The organism is Flavobacterium channae, from assembly GCF_021172165.1.
GTDB lineage: Bacteria > Bacteroidota > Bacteroidia > Flavobacteriales > Flavobacteriaceae > Flavobacterium > Flavobacterium channae.
The window spans coordinates 2,163,457-2,180,278 of record NZ_CP089096.1 but is presented as its reverse complement, the minus strand read 5'-3'; the positions used below and the strand labels follow the sequence as shown (position 1 = coordinate 2,180,278).

At 34.4% G+C, this 16,822-nt stretch carries 11 protein-coding genes; 1 reads left to right on the top strand and 10 read right to left on the bottom strand.

Features of this window, described 5'->3' with window-relative positions:
* Position 1 precedes the first annotated feature (1 nt).
* Positions 2-451, top strand: a complete 450-nt coding sequence (locus LOS89_RS10125; RefSeq protein WP_231835141.1) for a hypothetical protein — start codon at positions 2-4, stop codon at positions 449-451.
* Positions 452-500: 49 nt separating this feature from the next.
* On the opposite strand, the gene LOS89_RS10120 is transcribed toward LOS89_RS10125, so the two are convergent.
* From LOS89_RS10120 to LOS89_RS10070, 10 genes are all read right to left on the bottom strand, one after another.
* Positions 501-809: a rhodanese-like domain-containing protein gene (locus LOS89_RS10120; RefSeq protein WP_231835140.1), complete on the bottom strand. Its 309-nt coding sequence runs from the start codon at positions 807-809 to the stop codon at positions 501-503.
* 165 nt (positions 810-974) lie between these two features.
* Entirely contained in the window at positions 975-2,735 is a 1,761-nt protein-coding gene (locus LOS89_RS10115; protein WP_231835139.1) for an aromatic amino acid hydroxylase, read from the bottom strand.
* 106 nt (positions 2,736-2,841) lie between these two features.
* On the bottom strand, positions 2,842-3,891 hold the full coding sequence (locus tag LOS89_RS10110) for a DUF6340 family protein (RefSeq protein ID WP_231835138.1): 1,050 nt from the start codon (positions 3,889-3,891) through the stop codon (positions 2,842-2,844).
* Positions 3,892-3,940: 49 nt separating this feature from the next.
* A complete protein-coding gene (locus LOS89_RS10105) occupies positions 3,941-6,820 on the bottom strand; it encodes an AsmA-like C-terminal region-containing protein (RefSeq protein ID WP_231835137.1) in 2,880 nt (959 codons plus the stop codon).
* A 116-nt stretch (positions 6,821-6,936) separates the two neighbouring features.
* On the bottom strand, positions 6,937-7,464 hold the full coding sequence (locus LOS89_RS10100) for a DUF4136 domain-containing protein (protein WP_231835136.1): 528 nt from the start codon (positions 7,462-7,464) through the stop codon (positions 6,937-6,939).
* A 78-nt stretch (positions 7,465-7,542) separates the two neighbouring features.
* A complete protein-coding gene (gene hutU, locus LOS89_RS10095; RefSeq protein WP_231835135.1) occupies positions 7,543-9,528 on the bottom strand; it encodes a urocanate hydratase in 1,986 nt (661 codons plus the stop codon).
* 133 nt (positions 9,529-9,661) lie between these two features.
* The gene (locus LOS89_RS10090) at positions 9,662-9,838 is read right to left on the bottom strand and encodes a C1orf53 family protein (RefSeq protein ID WP_177169118.1); all 177 of its coding nucleotides are present in this window, start codon (positions 9,836-9,838) and stop codon (positions 9,662-9,664) included.
* A 351-nt stretch (positions 9,839-10,189) separates the two neighbouring features.
* Positions 10,190-11,608, bottom strand: a complete 1,419-nt coding sequence (locus LOS89_RS10080) for a phage tail-like protein (protein WP_231835133.1) — start codon at positions 11,606-11,608, stop codon at positions 10,190-10,192.
* 198 nt (positions 11,609-11,806) lie between these two features.
* Positions 11,807-14,686 (bottom strand): RemA C-terminal-like gliding motility protein, encoded by a 2,880-nt coding sequence (locus LOS89_RS10075; protein WP_231835132.1) that lies wholly within the window; start codon positions 14,684-14,686, stop codon positions 11,807-11,809.
* Positions 14,687-14,782: 96 nt separating this feature from the next.
* A complete protein-coding gene (locus LOS89_RS10070) occupies positions 14,783-16,660 on the bottom strand; it encodes a glycine-rich domain-containing protein (RefSeq protein ID WP_445156334.1) in 1,878 nt (625 codons plus the stop codon).
* Positions 16,661-16,822 lie beyond the last annotated feature (162 nt).

The following is a 16,822-nucleotide window of genomic DNA, read 5'->3' as shown; positions in this document are numbered from 1 at the left end:
TATGAAAAAAATTCAATTGTATTTAATGCTTATTTTGTCTGTTACTTTACTTTCTTGTTCCAGTGATAGTGACGTTAACAATTCAAGTCAAAATCCTTCTACTAATGGTTTTTTGTATGCTGAAAACGGAAGTACAACGATGACTTCGGTGTCTTCGCCTTATGCCAGCAATCAGTACAAATCTATTTTTGCGGTAAACAACAGTAATACCATTATTGAAATTAATTTAACATCATTGGCCGTAGGAAGTTACACTATTGACGATACCACTAACTTTTTTGCCTATTTAAAACCAGGAACAACCGGAATGTGGACTGGAAGTGCAGGAACAGTTACAATTACTGCCAATGCTAACAATAAATTAACGGGAACATTTTCAATAACTTCGGGTTCGGGGATTAGTGATGTTACCACGTTATCCGGTAGTTTTACAGATATTCCGATACAGTAATGATAAAAAGGCTGCATAAAAGAAAGTCCCGATTAATCGGGACTTTCTTTTATAATTTACTTTCTAAACTTTGCCAACCACCACCGTTGATGCAATCAATTCCGTTTTGTTGTAGCATGGAAGTAGCTTGCGCACTTCGCATTCCAGAACGACAACAAGCGATAATCGGTTTGTTCCATTTTTTTATGGTTTCAATGTTTCCATTTAAAACTTGTAAAGCAATATTTTTAGAACCTTTAATGTGTCCGTCTTTAAACTCTTCAGGTGTTCTTACGTCTAAAATAATAGCGCCTTTTTGAACATATTCTTGTACATCATTTGTTTTACTTCCTAATCCTAAAAAATCTAAAATTCCCATAATTGTTTCTTTTTTTTGACAAAGATATACTTGATTGAAAATCTTTTCAGTAACAAAAGTTACGTTTGAAATTTGGAAGATTTAATAATATGATTTTCTATTGTTTTCTATGATAAGTGAAACGACTTAAATCAACATCAAGTTAAATCTATTGTGGCTATGTGTTTAAACAATCCCTTCTTTCTCAAAAATCAATTCCAATCCGTTGTCAACTAAATGAGCAATTTCTGGGCGATTGATTTTTACTTTTTCCAAGTGATTTAGCACTTTATCTACTAAATCAGTATTGCCTTCTTTTTTTGCAAGCTCAACAATTTCAACTGATAATAACCAATCATTTGAATGATTAGCTGAAACCGCACCAAAAGCTTCTTTTAATGTGGTTGTAGCCTTTTTGTTTTCTCTAATATTTCGAACACTTAAATATAAGTTTTCTAATTCTTCTCTTTCGGCAGATTTCTTTTGCTTGATTGTTTGAGATGAAGGAACATGATTAATCATATCAAAACTATTCACATCAGCTGGACCAGAAAAAGCTGAAATCACTTTTTTACCCACAGCCATATCATAAATGCCCCATTCGGGTTGGAAAAGAACCGTGTCATTATGAGTCACGGTACAATTTTTAAATTTAATCAATAAGATCTCACCTTGTAAATTGCGAGTTCCCGTTACAATTTCGCCAACAACTTTGATGTTGCCTTCAAATTCCAAAGTCACTTGCTCACCTTCGTAAATATCATATGCACGCAAGTCTCTTGGACTCATTTCTTCAATGGCCAAGTTGATGCCTTTTAGTTTTCCAATTGGCGAACCAAAGCCTTCTGCGTGATATTCTGTTCCGTGACCTACTAATTCTTTTTCTCGATGAGAAAGTGCTGTTTTTCCTGTGGTTTGAACATAAACTGGTTTTCCTTCGTCCTCAATAAAATTGGTGAAAAAACCGGAAATTTGCAAACCAGTACTCAATTCAATAGTTCCTAAAGCTTTAGAGTTTATTAGTTTTTGAATGCCCGATAATCCTCCAGTTCGTAATGCCATTTTATTCGCAAACTCCTCTAAAACTTGACTCAATTGAGCAAAATCAGATGTTACATAAAGTTGAGGTTGCGGTTTTGTAATATCAAAACTTTGGTCGGCTGCCGAAATATCGTATGGAATTTTCTTTACATTATCGGTCATGCACCAAGAGCTTTCTCCAATTGAAGAAAGTAATCCCGCGCCATAGATTTTTGGATTGTCAACGGTTCCAATTAAACCATATTCTACTGTCCACCAATGTAGGTTTCTAATACGCGACATTTCTGATAGTTCACCCATATTATTCTGTAAGAAATCCACTTGTTCCTCTGCTTTTTTAATTTCTTCTTCTGGAGTATCTTCTGCTTCTTTTAAAATAGAAAGCAAACGAATAGCTTCATACAATTCATAATCACGTGCAGATGAAATAGCTTTACAGCCAATTTCACCAAATCGTCTTAAATATTCTGCATATTCTGGATTTGCTATAATAGGAGCATGGCCAGCACCTTCGTGGATAATATCTGGAGCAGGTGTGTATTCAATATGTTCTAATTGGCGAATGTCGCAAGCAATTACTAAAACATTGTATGCTTGGAATTCCATAAAAGCATTTGGCGGAATAAAACCATCAACGGCAACTGCAGCCCAACCGATTTCTTTTAAAATTCGGTTCATGCCATACATATTTGGAATATTATCAATTTCCAAACCTGTTTTTTGCAAGCCTTCTAAGTAAGAGCTATGAGCAACTTTTGAAAGATAGTCGACATTTTTACGCATTACATATCGCCAAACAGCTTGATTTATGGGAGTATAATCCTCATAAACTTGTGGTTTAATGAATTGTTTTAAATGTTTAGGTAATCTGTCAATCAAAGGATTACTTTCAAAATGCGTTTCCATAATTTTACTTGTGATGTTTGAGGTAAAATTACGAATTTTTCAGAAAGCAAGAAAGCTTTTTGAGAATTTGATACTTAATATGCCGATTTATTTTTTCTGGCTTTTTTTAATTGCTTTCCCTAATCAATTGTTCGTTTTTTGCCTTTCTATTTTTTAGAATATTAATATAGCGTAAAGCATTTTTATCGGCATAATCAGTGTATGATTTTGTAGTCCATTCAATTGCCGCATTAATATCACCATTTATTTCATTGATGATTCCCATGTTATAGCAAGCACGACCAGCAATTTTAGGATTGGTGTTTTTGGTTTCTAATAACCACAATTCTGCTGCGCTATCCCATTTTCCAGCTTGTGCTCTACGTTTACCAATTTCAAAATTTGGAGTTCCTTTTACGTAGTAATCTCTACTAACTCTTATGTTAAATGGCAAAATTTGAAGCGCATATGATTTTCCAATGTTTTTTGAAACAGCTAAAACTGCATCTTTTCTAGATTGAACGGTTTCAAAAGCTTTTAAAGGATTTATGCCTCTTCCACTTAATTGTATAGTGTTGTTTGTATAATAAACATCAACAATGGCTTTATCATTATTATCGTAAATTCTCCAACCCGATTTTATTAAAGTCGTAATCGTGGCTTCGTGTTCTATAACAGGAATTTTTAAACCAAAAGCATTTTTAGCTTCACTTTTTATGGTTTTGTAATTGATTTTAGAATCGGTATCAAAATAAGAAAGTTCATATATAGCATCTAAATCATAAACTCGGCAAAGTTCTTCAATCTTTTGCCAAGATAATTCGCTGGTAAATTGGTCAATTCCATATTTCTTAGATTCTAAAGTGTCTATTATAGTAACACTTTGAATTTTATTGTTATTTAGAAGTTCTTTTTTCAAACTTTCAATAGCCGAGTAGCTACCTAATTTGTCTAAATCTCTTCCTTCTGCGGTTAAGATTTTATCAATAGCATCAAAAACTTCGTATTTCTTATCCGGTAAACTACGATTAAGAATTCCAATTTTTGACGATTTCTTATTTAATAAAATAGGAGCAGGCTCAGTAACCGACAAAGTTAATCCGTTTGTAGCGCTACACGATACTAATAATATGAGTAAGTTTAAAATTGTTATTATTTTGATACAATTCTTAATCATAATTTTAAATTTTGACTAAAAATAAGAATAAATATGACAATTTATAGTTTTACTCTGTTTTTTCTACAGGAACCGCTGGTGCTATTTTCGGAATGCTATCGTTTTTAATTTTAATACTGTCATTCTGAATCGTAGGAACAGGAGTTGTTGTGTTTGTAGGTGTTGCATTTACTGGTGCAGGATTGTTTATTGGAGTTACACCATCTACATATTCTGTTTCTTCTAAATCTTCAGATTTTCTACCAAGCTTAATATCGGGATTTTCTTGAGTTCCTAAAACTTTAATTGGAATTCCAATAATGCCTAATGGAGGTAAACCAATTCTCATTTTTAAATTCAATTTTCCATCTAAACTCGTTTGTCCTTCAAATCGTAATCTAAATCCAGCTACTTTAAACTTAAATCTTTCAATAGTTACAAGGTTGTTTTTTATGGTTGATTTAATTTCTACTTTCGAAATGTCAGGATCTTTAATGTCAGGGTTTTCTGTTTTGGCAGAAACGACATTTAATAATTTAAACCCTTTCATTTTAACTTGTTTTACCGATAATGTTCCGTTTCCTTCTAATGAAGGCATTATAGGTTCCATTTGATTGTTTAAAACTCCTTTTATTGAATAATTAAGACCAACGATTCCTTCAGCGCTTTCGGCTGCAGTTACAATTTCTCGGAACATTTTAATTTCATTGTAAGCACGTTTTATATCAAATTCCGAAGCATTAATTTTGTAATCGAAATAAGCTTTTTGCGAACCTTCATTTCTATAAACAGCATTCATTTTAGCAGTAGCACCAATTATGCCTAGCGTTCCGTTTGAAAGTTTTAATTCGCCATTTTGAATGCTTAAACTACCATTTAAATTTTCGATATTGATGTCGTTATATTTTGTTTTTGTAGCTTTTGCTTGAAGAAGTAAATCAATATTTTTAGGAATTTCAATTACACCAGTAACTTCTGTTTTAGGAGTTTCGTTTTCTGTTTCCTCGTCTGTAATTGTTGGAATAAATTCGTTCAGATTTAAATGGTTTGAAACAAATGAGAAATCACCTTTGAGAGTTTGATTATCAGATAAAACGAAATTGATTACGTTTTGTAAATTTCCATTCATACTAATATCGGATTCGCCATATTTTCCATTGAAATTATTGAAATGCATCTTGTCTTGATGGAAAGAAAATGTACCGTTCTCAATTATAAACGGTAATGGTAAATACTCGCTATGAGTACGAATGTTTTTTACTTCAAGCGTGCCGCTATTTTTAAGATTGCCATATTTTCCGTTTGTAGCATCACTTTGTTTTCCAGCCAAACTAACGTCAGCTTTTATTGAACCATCTAAATCCAATCCTTTTTGAGAAAACACTTTGTAAATTTTCGCAACGTTTAAAGTTCCTTTTGCTTTTACATCGTAAGTAATATCATCAAAGTTTTTAAATGAAGCATTTAAATTAAAAGGTTCACCTTCAAATGTAAAACTTGCTGGAGTCAATCTAAAACTTGCATTTTGATAATCACCTGTAGGACAATCTAAATTTGCTTTTACGTTTATGTTTTGAATAGGTTTTGGATAATAAGCCGTTTGAATTAAACCATTAACGAGTTCAAATTTTCCTTTTGTAACAGGAAATTTCTTTTCGTCTTTATTATAGTTTCCTTTTGAAACAATATCAGCATCAAGATTACCTGCTAATTTAAAGTTTGGAATTTGTAATGCATCACTAACAAATTTCAAATCGAGTTTTGATTTAATTTTAGAATCGATTGTTAGTTTTTTTCCAAAACCATCAGAGATTAAAATAGCATTTAAGTTATTTTTATTGACATCAAAATACAACGAATCCAATCTTATTTTCAATTGATTGATGTCTAAGTTAGGTAATTTCGTGTCTAAGTTTAGGAAAATGTCTTCAACTGGGTAAGGTGCTTTTGTGTGTTTTACGTAACCATCTCTAACTTTTATGTTGAAGTTTAATTCTGGACTTAAATTTTCAGAAGCAATGTATTTTCCTTTTAATGTTAAGAAAGCAGATGTTTTTCCTTTCATTTTGGTTTCATTCATCCATGAAACATATTCAGCAGGTAAGGCTGTAAATAAGTCATCTAAATTGCTGTCTTCTGTTTTTAATTTAAAATCCATTTGATAGCCATTCTTTAAGAAATCAAATGCTCCGGTAAATTCAACAGGTAGTTTGTTGATAATCAAGTCATTTTTCTCAAAAACGAAAGAAAGTGAGTTGGTGTTGATTTTAGTGATTAAATCGGCTTTTACTTTTTTGTTTTTTAAATACTCGCTTTTGTCATAAGTAAAGCTCAAGCTGTCAATTTTAGCGGATGTTTTTAAACTGAAATTTGATTCTAATAAATCACCTTTCCCTTTGTAGTTAAAACCTTTTGCTTCGATAAGAATTTTAGTTGATTTATCATTATAAACCAACTGACTATTATTGATTTGAATGTTTTCTAATTTTAATGAAGCACTTTCCGACGAAGCTGTTGTGTCTTTGGAATCTGATTTATAAATATTGTAATTGGCTTCTCCTTTTCGGTTGACTAAAATATTAATCTTTGCTTCCTCTAAATAGATTTCTTCAATTTCTGTCTGATTTCCAAAAACTACCGACCAAACATCGATTCCAAAACTTATTTCCTTAGCAGAAACTAGCGATTTACTTTTATACGGCTTTGAACCGTTAAGATTTAATTCATTCAAGGTCAGAGTCAAAGAAGGGAAATGTTTGAAAAATGATAATTCTGAGTCATTGAAATTCAATTCTCCTTCTAAGTTTTTGTTGGCTAATACTTTTACTTTTTCTGTAATGGTATCAGCAAAAATGATGGGTAACAATACAATGATTAGTAATGAAATAATAAAAGTGATTCCCGTTACTTTTAAAATTTTAATAAGTAATGTTTTTTTTGAGTTTTCCATTTTTGTAGCCGTATCGAGATAGGGCAAAATTACTACAAATATTATTTGTAAGATTTAAAAAAAAAATAAAAAAAGAGCTAACTGTTAATGTTAACTCTTTTTGTTGTCTTAAACATTTATTTGGGAGGATATTGTTCTAATATCTTTGAGACAAATTCTTTAATTCGAGCATCTTTTTTGTCGGTATTGGTAGTAAGGTATCCGCTACCTTCTCCTTGCCAAACTAATTCTTTTGTTTTTGCATCTATAATGTCGATAAACAAGGTGCCTTCTGGAGTTGTAACTACACTGCTATAACCCATTCCCCACCAAGGATTCCAACCCCAGCCCCAGCCCCAGCCGAAACCTGCATTGTTATAAATATCAACACGTTCTCTTTCTTTTGTGAAAATACTAATTAAAACATCAGGACTTTCAGATTTGGTAAAGCCTTTGGTTGCCATTACTTCATCTATAGAATAGAGAATTCTTTTCTTGTCTAAATCGGAAATTTCAACTTTATCTATTCCGCTTTTTAAATAAGCGTAGGTTTTATAATTAATAAAGTTTGTTTTTTTATCATAGTCTGCATTAACTCTAACAGAACTACAAGAAGCTAAAAATACAGCTAATAAAAATACCGATAGAAATTTTAAAGTTTTCATAATTTAATTATTTAAAGTTTCAAATCTCAGGTTTAAAGTTTTTAAAACATAAATTAACATGAAACTTTAAACTTGAAACTATAACAATGATTCATCTACTATAGTAGGGATGGTAATTTTCAATAAAGGTTGCGTCTCCATAGCTCTTTTTATTGCAAAAATGGCACCTTCATTTCTTGCCCAACTTCTCCTTGAAATGCCGTTGTTTACATCCCAAAAAAGCATTGACTCTAAGCGTCTTGATGCTTCTTTACTACCATCAAGAACCATACCAAAACCACCATTAATTACTTCTCCCCAGCCAACACCACCGCCATTGTGAATAGAAACCCAAGTAGCACCTCGGAAACTATCACCAATGACATTGTGAATCGCCATGTCAGCGGTAAATCTAGAGCCGTCATAAATGTTGGAAGTTTCTCTGTAAGGAGAATCGGTTCCGGAAACATCATGATGGTCGCGACCTAAAATTACATAGCCAATTTCACCACGGGCAATCGCTTGATTGAAAGCTTCTGCAATTTTAATTCGTCCTTCGGCATCAGCATAAAGAATTCTTGCTTGCGAACCAACCACTAATTTATTTTCTTGGGCACCTTTAATCCATTGAATGTTATCTGCCATTTGTTGTTGGATTGCTGACGGTGAATTTTTCATCATTTCTTCTAAAACATCGCAAGCAATTTTATCCGTTTTTGCTAAATCTTCTGGATTTCCTGAAGCACAAACCCAACGGAATGGTCCAAAACCATAATCGAAACACATTGGTCCCATAATATCTTGAACGTAACTTGGATATTTGAATTCACGACCTAATGTTGGATGGTCATTCATAACATCGGCACCTGCTCTTGAAGATTCTAATAAAAAGGCATTTCCATAATCAAAGAAATACGTTCCTTTAGCTGTATGTTTGTTAATTGCTTCAGCATGACGACGAAGTGTTTTTCTAACTTCTTCTTTGAAGCGCTCTGGTTCATTTGCCATCATTTCATTCGATTCTTCAAAGGTAAATCCGATAGGGTAGTAGCCTCCAGCCCAAGGATTGTGTAGAGAAGTTTGGTCAGAACCTAAATCGATATGTAAATTTTCTTGGTCAAATCGTTCCCAAACATCTACCACATTTCCTAAATAAGCAATGGAAACTACTTCTTGATTTTCTAACGCTTTTTTAACTCGAGGAACTAATTCGTCAATGTTATCAATTATCTCATTAATCCAACCTTGTGAATGACGAATGTGTGTAATTTTTGGATTTACTTCGGCACAAACCGTAACACAACCTGCAATATTTCCAGCTTTTGGTTGAGCACCACTCATACCTCCTAATCCAGAAGTTACGAATAATCCGCCTTTTGGTGATTTTTTAATTTTTCTAAATCCGTTTAAAACAGTGATTGTAGTTCCATGTACAATTCCTTGTGGACCAATGTACATATAACTTCCAGCCGTCATTTGTCCGTATTGCGAAACTCCTAAAGCATTCATTTTTTCCCAATCGTCTGGTTTGGAGTAATTTGGGATAACCATTCCATTTGTAACCACAACTCTTGGTGCTTCTTTATGCGATGGAAATAATCCCATTGGATGACCCGAATACATGACTAAGGTTTGCTCGTCAGTCATTTCGGCCAAATATTTCATCGTTAAGCGATATTGTGCCCAGTTTTGAAAAACCGCACCATTTCCGCCATAGGTAATTAACTCATGAGGATGTTGGGCTACAGCGTAATCCAAGTTGTTTTGAATCATTAGCATAATCGCTTTGGCTTGTTCGCTTTTTCCAGGATATTCTGAAATTGGACGAGCATACATCTTATAATCAGGACGCAAACGGTACATGTAAATTCTTCCGTAAGTTTCTAGTTCCGCTTTGAATTCTGGAATTAAAGTTGCATGATGTTTTGGTTCAAAATAACGAAGTGCATTTTTTAAAGCTAATTTTTTTTCTTCTTCTGTTAAGATTTCTTTCCTTTTTGGAGCGTGATTAATTTCTGCTTCATAAGGTTTTGGATTGGGTAGAACCGATGGAATACCTTCTAATATTTGTTCTTGAAATGTCATTATTCTTGATTTTAGATGTTAAGATTTTTGATTTTCAGATTGGATTGTCTAAATATCTTTAATCTATTTATCTTGTTTATTATTTATTGTTTGATGTTTAATCTGACTACTGAATACTGTGACTTAACACTGCTTATTTTTTATTAGTTCCAGTTTTTTTATCAAAACCATAAGGGCAATGTCTGCACCCACTTTTACAGCAATAACCTCTTTTTAAATGATATTTTTCTGTAAAGCATTTGTATCCTTCAGGAGTATAATAAAAATCTTCTCCTTCTTTTAAATTATTTGGATTTAATTCATTGTTCATATGGGCAAATTTACCAATTTTGTATAATATGATTGTACTAGTTATTAAATATTTAATACCGAAAGGATTTCGAGGATTTACCATTTTCCCATTTATTTTTTTATTGAATAAAAAGGATAAGTTAAATCCTGTTTTATTAAACCATGAAAGAATTCATATCAAACAACAATTAGAACTTTTAATTGTCTTATTTTTTGTTTGGTATTTTGTTGAATATTTGGTGAGGTTAATTCAATATAAAAATAGGAGAGAAGCTTATTACAACATTTCTTTTGAAAGAGAAGCGTATGCCAAAGAAAAAGACCTCGACTATTTAAAGAGGAGGTCTTTTTGGAATTTTTTGAAGTATGTTTAGTTTTTAGTTTCTTCTTTCTTTACTTCTTTTGATTTGAATCCTGGTTCTTGTACTAATTTTGGACCGATAGGAAATCTTAAGTTTTCGAAATGAGATGTTATTTCTCCATTCGTATCTTTACTATTGGCTCTTGTAGCAACGATTTGCCAAGAAAAAGTAACATCACTATTCCCGTTTTGTAATTCTTTAACGGTAAAGCCTTTGTCTGATTTGTTTGTTACGTATACACCGTTACAATCTCCTTCTAATTGAATGAAAACCTTTAGAGGATGAGTGTTGTCAACTAAGATGTTTCTACTTAAAATTTCATCTAGTTTAATCACTGCTGTTCCATTTACTAGTTTACCAATTCCATAGTCTTGGAAAAGTACTTCGGGTGCTTCTGGAGCAAACATAATTCTAGGATTGTTATCTTTATCTTTTACTATAGTTGAAACAGTTCCATCACCTAAAATTTTATAATTTGTTCCTCCTGCTCCTGTATTATCATGGTCATATTTAGTTCCTACATATGCATAAGCTTGTCCAGATCCAATTCCAGAAACGAAATACCCTCCAAATAAAGATCTTCTTAAAGGAGTTAAAAGTCCTGGTGGATCAATTTCGGTTTTACCAGCAATTAAAGCAAATGCACTAGAGTTATTTGTGCTTGGATTATTGTCAGAATCTAATGAAAAATATCCTGCAGAATTTCCATCATGAGCAGTATTGTTTGGTGCTCCATTTCCAGCCATACCAGAAATACCATGTCCGTCGATTGCTGAGCCCGCTACACCCGCACCTTTTGTAGGATAAACACCTCCTAGACCATTACTTGCTCCAATAATAGCTGTTCCAGTTGCGTGACTATTTCTACCCCAAAAAGCATTAGCAACATTGTCGTTAGCAGAACCTGCAACTGCGTCATTTGTACCAGCACCAACTACGGTAATCTGACTAGATGCTGTTCCAGCGGAGTTAACTCCTATTGTTCCACCACTAAGAATGCGCGCTCTTTCAGTATTATTGGTATGAAAACGTACGTCTTGAGCATCTGTTGTTCCTAAAAAGTTAGTTCCAGCTGTAGTTCCTGAATTTCCATTTAAAGACCAATCAAGTCCTCCTGGAGAACCTGCAAATGCCACCCATCTAGTTCCATTCCAATAGTAAAGACCTGGAGCGACAGCAGTAGCTGGAGTAGGAGAGCTAGTATTTGTGTTCCAGACAATTGTTCCAGCAGGAATAGCACCACCTTGTGGGTTAACAACTGGTGCGGCAACGTTAGTAGCTGTTAACGCTACTCTAGGTGGTATGAATCCATTAGTTGTTGAATTTACATCTAATGCTCCGGCTGGTGCAGTTGTGCCAACACCAACTTGTGCCACCATATTTAAATTAATAAATAAAGGCACTATTAAAATTAATACTTTTTTCATAATCTTTGATTTTAAAATAATTATGGTTTTTTTTCAAGTACAAAAGTATCTTTTTAAATGTTAAAATCAAAATATTATAACAAAAATTAAAATTAGTGTCATTTTTTTGTTTTCCTCATTTGAATAAGTAATGGAGGGAGTAAAAGAAAAAGCCCCAACATTACGTTGAGGCTCTTGTTTATTAAAGTTTTTAGTTGTTTAGTAAATCGCTTTTTTACTAATAACAGATCCGTTAGATAATGTAACTTGAATTATTAATCCAGCATTGTTTTTTTGAATGGTAGTTAAAGGAACTTCATAGCCATCAACATTTGGATAGTAGGCTAAGTGTCTTCCTAAAACATCAAATACTCTTACCGATTGAATTGTATTTTTTGTTGATTTCACAGATAATACATCTGAAGAGTACACCCATAAATTAGCATCATCAACTACTAAATCATCGCCACCTAAAGTTTCGTTCGTGTATCGTAATACAAAACGATTTGGATAGTTTCCTGCCTCAGCAGTAAAGCTATATGGATTTTGTCTCAAGTCATGAATAATATTATTTTCTAAATCTTCAAGATAAATGTTTTGATTAGTATTAGTAAAGAAACCATCAACAGCGCCAATACCAATTGTATAATTTCCATTTTGTGAAACTTTGATTCCCATTGGAACGCGATCTTCTTGGTCAAATGGTAATGTTCTTCCTTGAATCGTCATAGGTAAGTCGCCAATCAAACTATACAAATTGAAATTTAATTTTTCATCAGTTATTGCATCAAATAAACGATCTCTGTTATTAGAAGCGCCATCAACATAAGCAACAAGATTTCGGATGTTTGTTCCGTTTGATGCAACTAAATCTAACCAAATTCTTCCATTTTCATTAGAAGTTCTGAAAAATTGGCTATTGTCATAAGTACTGCTTCTCATAGAGTTGTTAAATGTAACATTTTCAGAAGCAGAAGCAGATGTATGATGCATCAATACAAAAAATCCTTGTCCTGCGGCTATATTTCCATTAAAAACACCAGGTCCTGACGAAGTTCCTGAACTATTGTAAGTGATGTAATCTCCAGGAGTATAGTTATAGGTATAATTATTGTAAAATGGATCAGCAATAGCAGAACTTGGTAAAGTTCCATGAGTCCATATTTTAATGAATCCGTCAATATTTGTATTTAATGTCAAGAAGTCAATAGCTCTTACTGCAGATGGATAAGGATTTCCAATTAAATTCCAATTATCATCATGGTTTGTTCCAAGAGTTGTTGATACCCCTGTAGAATACGTACCTCCATTCCATGTGCCTCTCAAAATAGGAGTTGAAATAATGCCATTATTTGGAGTTCCGGCAAAAACGGCATTAAAAGGGGTGACTGTAGATGTAAAACTATCTGGACCTCTTACGATATATCCTTTTCCAAGAACCATATTTTCATTTGCTCCGACCCAATTACAAAAACCATTTATGTTAGATGCGATTGTAGGAATCCATTTGTATTTATTACCAGTAGTTCCCGGTGAAACATTATTAACGCTGAAATTTGAAACAGGAGATGACCAATATACATAATCTAATTTTCTGATATTTGCAGTTCTGGTCATGTGCATAGTTCCTTGATTAACATCATTATTGATTTGAAGTAAACTTGCACTATTTTGTAAAATTAAATCACCTGTTGTGTTAATGTTAACCCATTCTGTAATGGTTAAGTCATTATTTGAAGTTACAGTCAAAGCAGCATTGTTTTGAACAGTTAAATTCAATCCTAAACCATTGTAATTTGTTCCTGAAATGATTGGATCATTTGCTGTGTCAGGGATGACAACGCAATCTGAAGCGGTTGGAACTCCTGCAGGTGTCCAGTTGTTAGCTGTATCCCAGTCAGTATTTAAAGAACCATTCCATACTTTGGAACCATTAATTGTAACTATAGTTTCTTCTGTTTCTACAAGGGTTGATCCATTACATAAAGTATAAGTAATTGCAGCTGTATAAGTTGTAGTGGCAGTTGGGCATACATTGATTACTGGAGTAGTTCCTATAACTGGTCCAGATGTTCCAGAACCTTCATGCCATCTTAATGTTGCAATCGAAGTACCATCAGGGATAAATCTCCAAGCTTCATTGGTTGCTGTCCAGTCAGCGTCTAATGCATTTCTTCCTGGTGCAACAGCTGCAAGAGTACCTGCTGCATTTTGAATTCCGACAACAGCATTGTTATCATTCCAAGCGTCAGGATCTAAAGGCTTATTCTGAATGTAAACTTCTATGACGTTTGAATTTTCATATAACACAATCATCCCTGTATATATTTTAGAATTATCTCCAAATAGAGGAACGCTACTCCATGAAGCAACAAGTGCTCTACAGCCTGTGTTTAATGTGATTAATTCCCATCCAACTTCACCGCTTACTCCCGGGTTAATGTCATGGAAAACACCAAAAATTGCGTTTTCAATTAGTGACGAATGTCCGCTAACTGGAAGTTGCCCTGGATTAGTAGAATCAAATTCCCAATCACAAGTACCACCTGCAGTATTGCTTCCTAAATCAAATGTAATAACTCCGTTTGAACCAATTAAACATTGATTGTAGGTGTTGCCATAAAAACAAAAATTAAAAGGTAAATTAATAACCGGAGACCAAACGTCGTCTGTATCCACACTTACAGGATTTTCTAAACAAGTAAACTGATAAGGAGGATTGTATGGGATTGATTCTACTCTATAAGTAGAAGTATTTCCTAAGTCTAAATAGGTGGCTTCTAAATCTACACAAGTAGAAGCTGCAGTACATAAAATAGCATTATGATCAGCGCCATTTAGTCCTAATCCACCAGAAACTACTGAAGGACATCCTAAATCAGTTGTTCCAGTTCCTGGACCATTTCCATTACAAGGTGTTCCGATACAGATGTTGAAATTTGAAGTTTGTCCACCAGTACTTGTATAGGTATAAACTTGTACATAATAAGTTTGTCCGATGGTTAAGCCATTTACGATACTTGAATCTGAATCTGAACATACTAATGCGGCACCAAGTGAACCACAGCCAGAGGCGCCAGAATATACTGCATGGTACATGTCAGTTGTACTGCCAGTAACATTTAATAAGTTAACATAATGAGTAGTGTTAGTTGCTACAAATTGATACCAAACATCATCATCATCTGTGCCAAATCATCCACTTCCGGCAATGCCAGAATCCGTTGCTGATGCAACACTTCCTGCAGTTGTAGTTGTACAACTAAGATCTGTATTTACGGTTAATGAGATGGCCCCACTACAATTATCGTTTGAGGGAGGAGGTGGAGGAGTTCCAATACAGATATTAAAATTTGTAGTTTGTCCTCCTGTACTTGTATAGGTGTATACTTGTACATAATAAGTTTGTCCAATTGTTAAACCATTTACAATACTTGAATCTGAATCTGAACATAAAATTGCAGCACCAAGAGTTCCGCATCCTGAAGCTCCAGAATATACAGCGTGATACATGTCGGTTGCACTACCGGTAACATTTAATAAGTTAACGTAATGAGTAGTGTTAGTTGCTACAAATCGATACCAAACGTCATCATCATCTGTACCAAAACAACCACTGCCTGCAATTCCTGAATCTGTGGCTGAAGCAACAGTTCCAGCTGTAACGACTGCACAACTTGTGTCTGGATTTACGGTTAAGGTTATAGCCCCACTACAATTATCATTTGATGGAGGGGGAGGGGGAGTTCCAATGCAAATATTGAATGTAGTGTTTTGACCTGTTGTACTTGTATAGGAGTAAACTTGTACATAATAAGTTTGTCCAATTGTTAAGCCTGTTAAAATACTTGAATTTGGATCAGAACATGTTATGGCAGCTCCAAGTGAACCACAACCTGAAGCTCCAGAATATACAGCATGGTACAGATCTGTTGCGCTACCAGAAATATTTAATAAACTCACATGATGTGTTGTGTTTGTTGCTACGAATCGATACCAAACATCATCGTCGTCTGTGCCAAAACATCCACTTCCTGTTATTCCAGAATCAGTTGCAAATTGAACTGTTCCACTAGTCACCGTTCCGCAATTTAGATCTGGATTTACAGTTAATGCTATAGCTCCAGAGCAATTGTCATTTGCGGGAGATACTATAGGAGTACAAGTTCTAGAAATTGTAAAAGTTCCTGTGTCAGTAGCTGTGCCAGTAGAACTATAATAAGCTATATAAACATAATAATTTACTCCAGCTGATGAAATAAAAGTATAGGTTTCAGTTCCGCCTGACAAACCTGAATCTTGACAAGCAATATTTGTTAGTGTTCCACAACTACCTGATGAAATTGACATTTCATGATCAAATCCAGCGCCTGCAGTAGAGGTAATTGTTGTTTGTTGTCCGTCTCCAACAAAAGTGTACCATGCTCCATAATTACTCATTAAGCACCCACTGTTATGGGTGAAATTTGAACTACCAACAGTTGTTCCTGCAAGATTTGTAGTTCCGCAAGGTAAGTTTATAGCTGATGTACATGGGCTAGTTACAGTATATGTGAAACGTATTTCACCACGTGCTCCAGAACCACCAGGTTGATTTCCACCGCCTCTTTCTCCACCACCGCCACCGCCACCGGGTGTGTTTCCAGGATTGCCAGCCGCATTTGTACTTCCAGTACCTCCAGTACCTCCATTTGGAGCGCTACCTCCATTTCCCCCAGATGTAGTACCCGCCATTCCAGGGTTTCCATTTGTGTTTGTTGTTCCTCCAGAAGCGACTCCGCCAGTCCCAACAGCACCATTGTTTCTTGCTCCACCAGTTCCACCACCAGCAGTTATTAATCCACCAAAATTTATTGTAGAATCACCTCCGTTACCTCCAGTAGCTGTATTTGCAGCTCCTCCAGCTCCCCCAGTTCCTATTGTGAACGTGTAATTTGTAGAAGGTGTTACTATCATTGTTTTAGAAGCATAAGCCCCTGAGCCTCCTCCAGACCCACCAGATCCATTAGTATTAGAACCACCACCACCACCACCAGCGCCCCATATTTCAACAGTAACCGAAGTTACTCGCAGGGACTGTCCAAGAACCAGAGGTTGTGAAAGTTTCTGTAGTTTGCGAAAACGTTGTAGTTGAGAAAATAAAAAAAAGAAAAACCCAAAAGTTTTTCTGAAAGAGGGGAATAGTTTTCATTTTTAAGTTAAATAATTGTAGTTTACAGTTGATTGTGTTGATTT

Excerpts from the sequence above, each read along its gene's own strand:
- LOS89_RS10125 (WP_231835141.1), top strand. The coding sequence starts at position 2 with ATGAAAAAAATTCAATTGTATTTAATGCTTATTTTGTCTGTTACTTTA.
- LOS89_RS10075 (WP_231835132.1), bottom strand. The coding sequence starts at position 14,686 with ATGTACCATGCAGTATATTCTGGCGCCTCTGGCTGTGGTTCACTTGGT.
- hutU (WP_231835135.1), bottom strand. The coding sequence starts at position 9,528 with ATGACATTTCAAGAACAAATATTAGAAGGTATTCCATCGGTTCTACCC.
- LOS89_RS10080 (WP_231835133.1), bottom strand. The coding sequence starts at position 11,608 with ATGAAAAAAGTATTAATTTTAATAGTGCCTTTATTTATTAATTTAAAT.
- LOS89_RS10120 (WP_231835140.1), bottom strand. The coding sequence starts at position 809 with ATGGGAATTTTAGATTTTTTAGGATTAGGAAGTAAAACAAATGATGTA.
- LOS89_RS10110 (WP_231835138.1), bottom strand. The coding sequence starts at position 3,891 with ATGATTAAGAATTGTATCAAAATAATAACAATTTTAAACTTACTCATA.
- LOS89_RS10100 (WP_231835136.1), bottom strand. The coding sequence starts at position 7,464 with ATGAAAACTTTAAAATTTCTATCGGTATTTTTATTAGCTGTATTTTTA.
- LOS89_RS10090 (WP_177169118.1), bottom strand. The coding sequence starts at position 9,838 with ATGAACAATGAATTAAATCCAAATAATTTAAAAGAAGGAGAAGATTTT.
- LOS89_RS10105 (WP_231835137.1), bottom strand. The coding sequence starts at position 6,820 with ATGGAAAACTCAAAAAAAACATTACTTATTAAAATTTTAAAAGTAACG.
- LOS89_RS10115 (WP_231835139.1), bottom strand. The coding sequence starts at position 2,735 with ATGGAAACGCATTTTGAAAGTAATCCTTTGATTGACAGATTACCTAAA.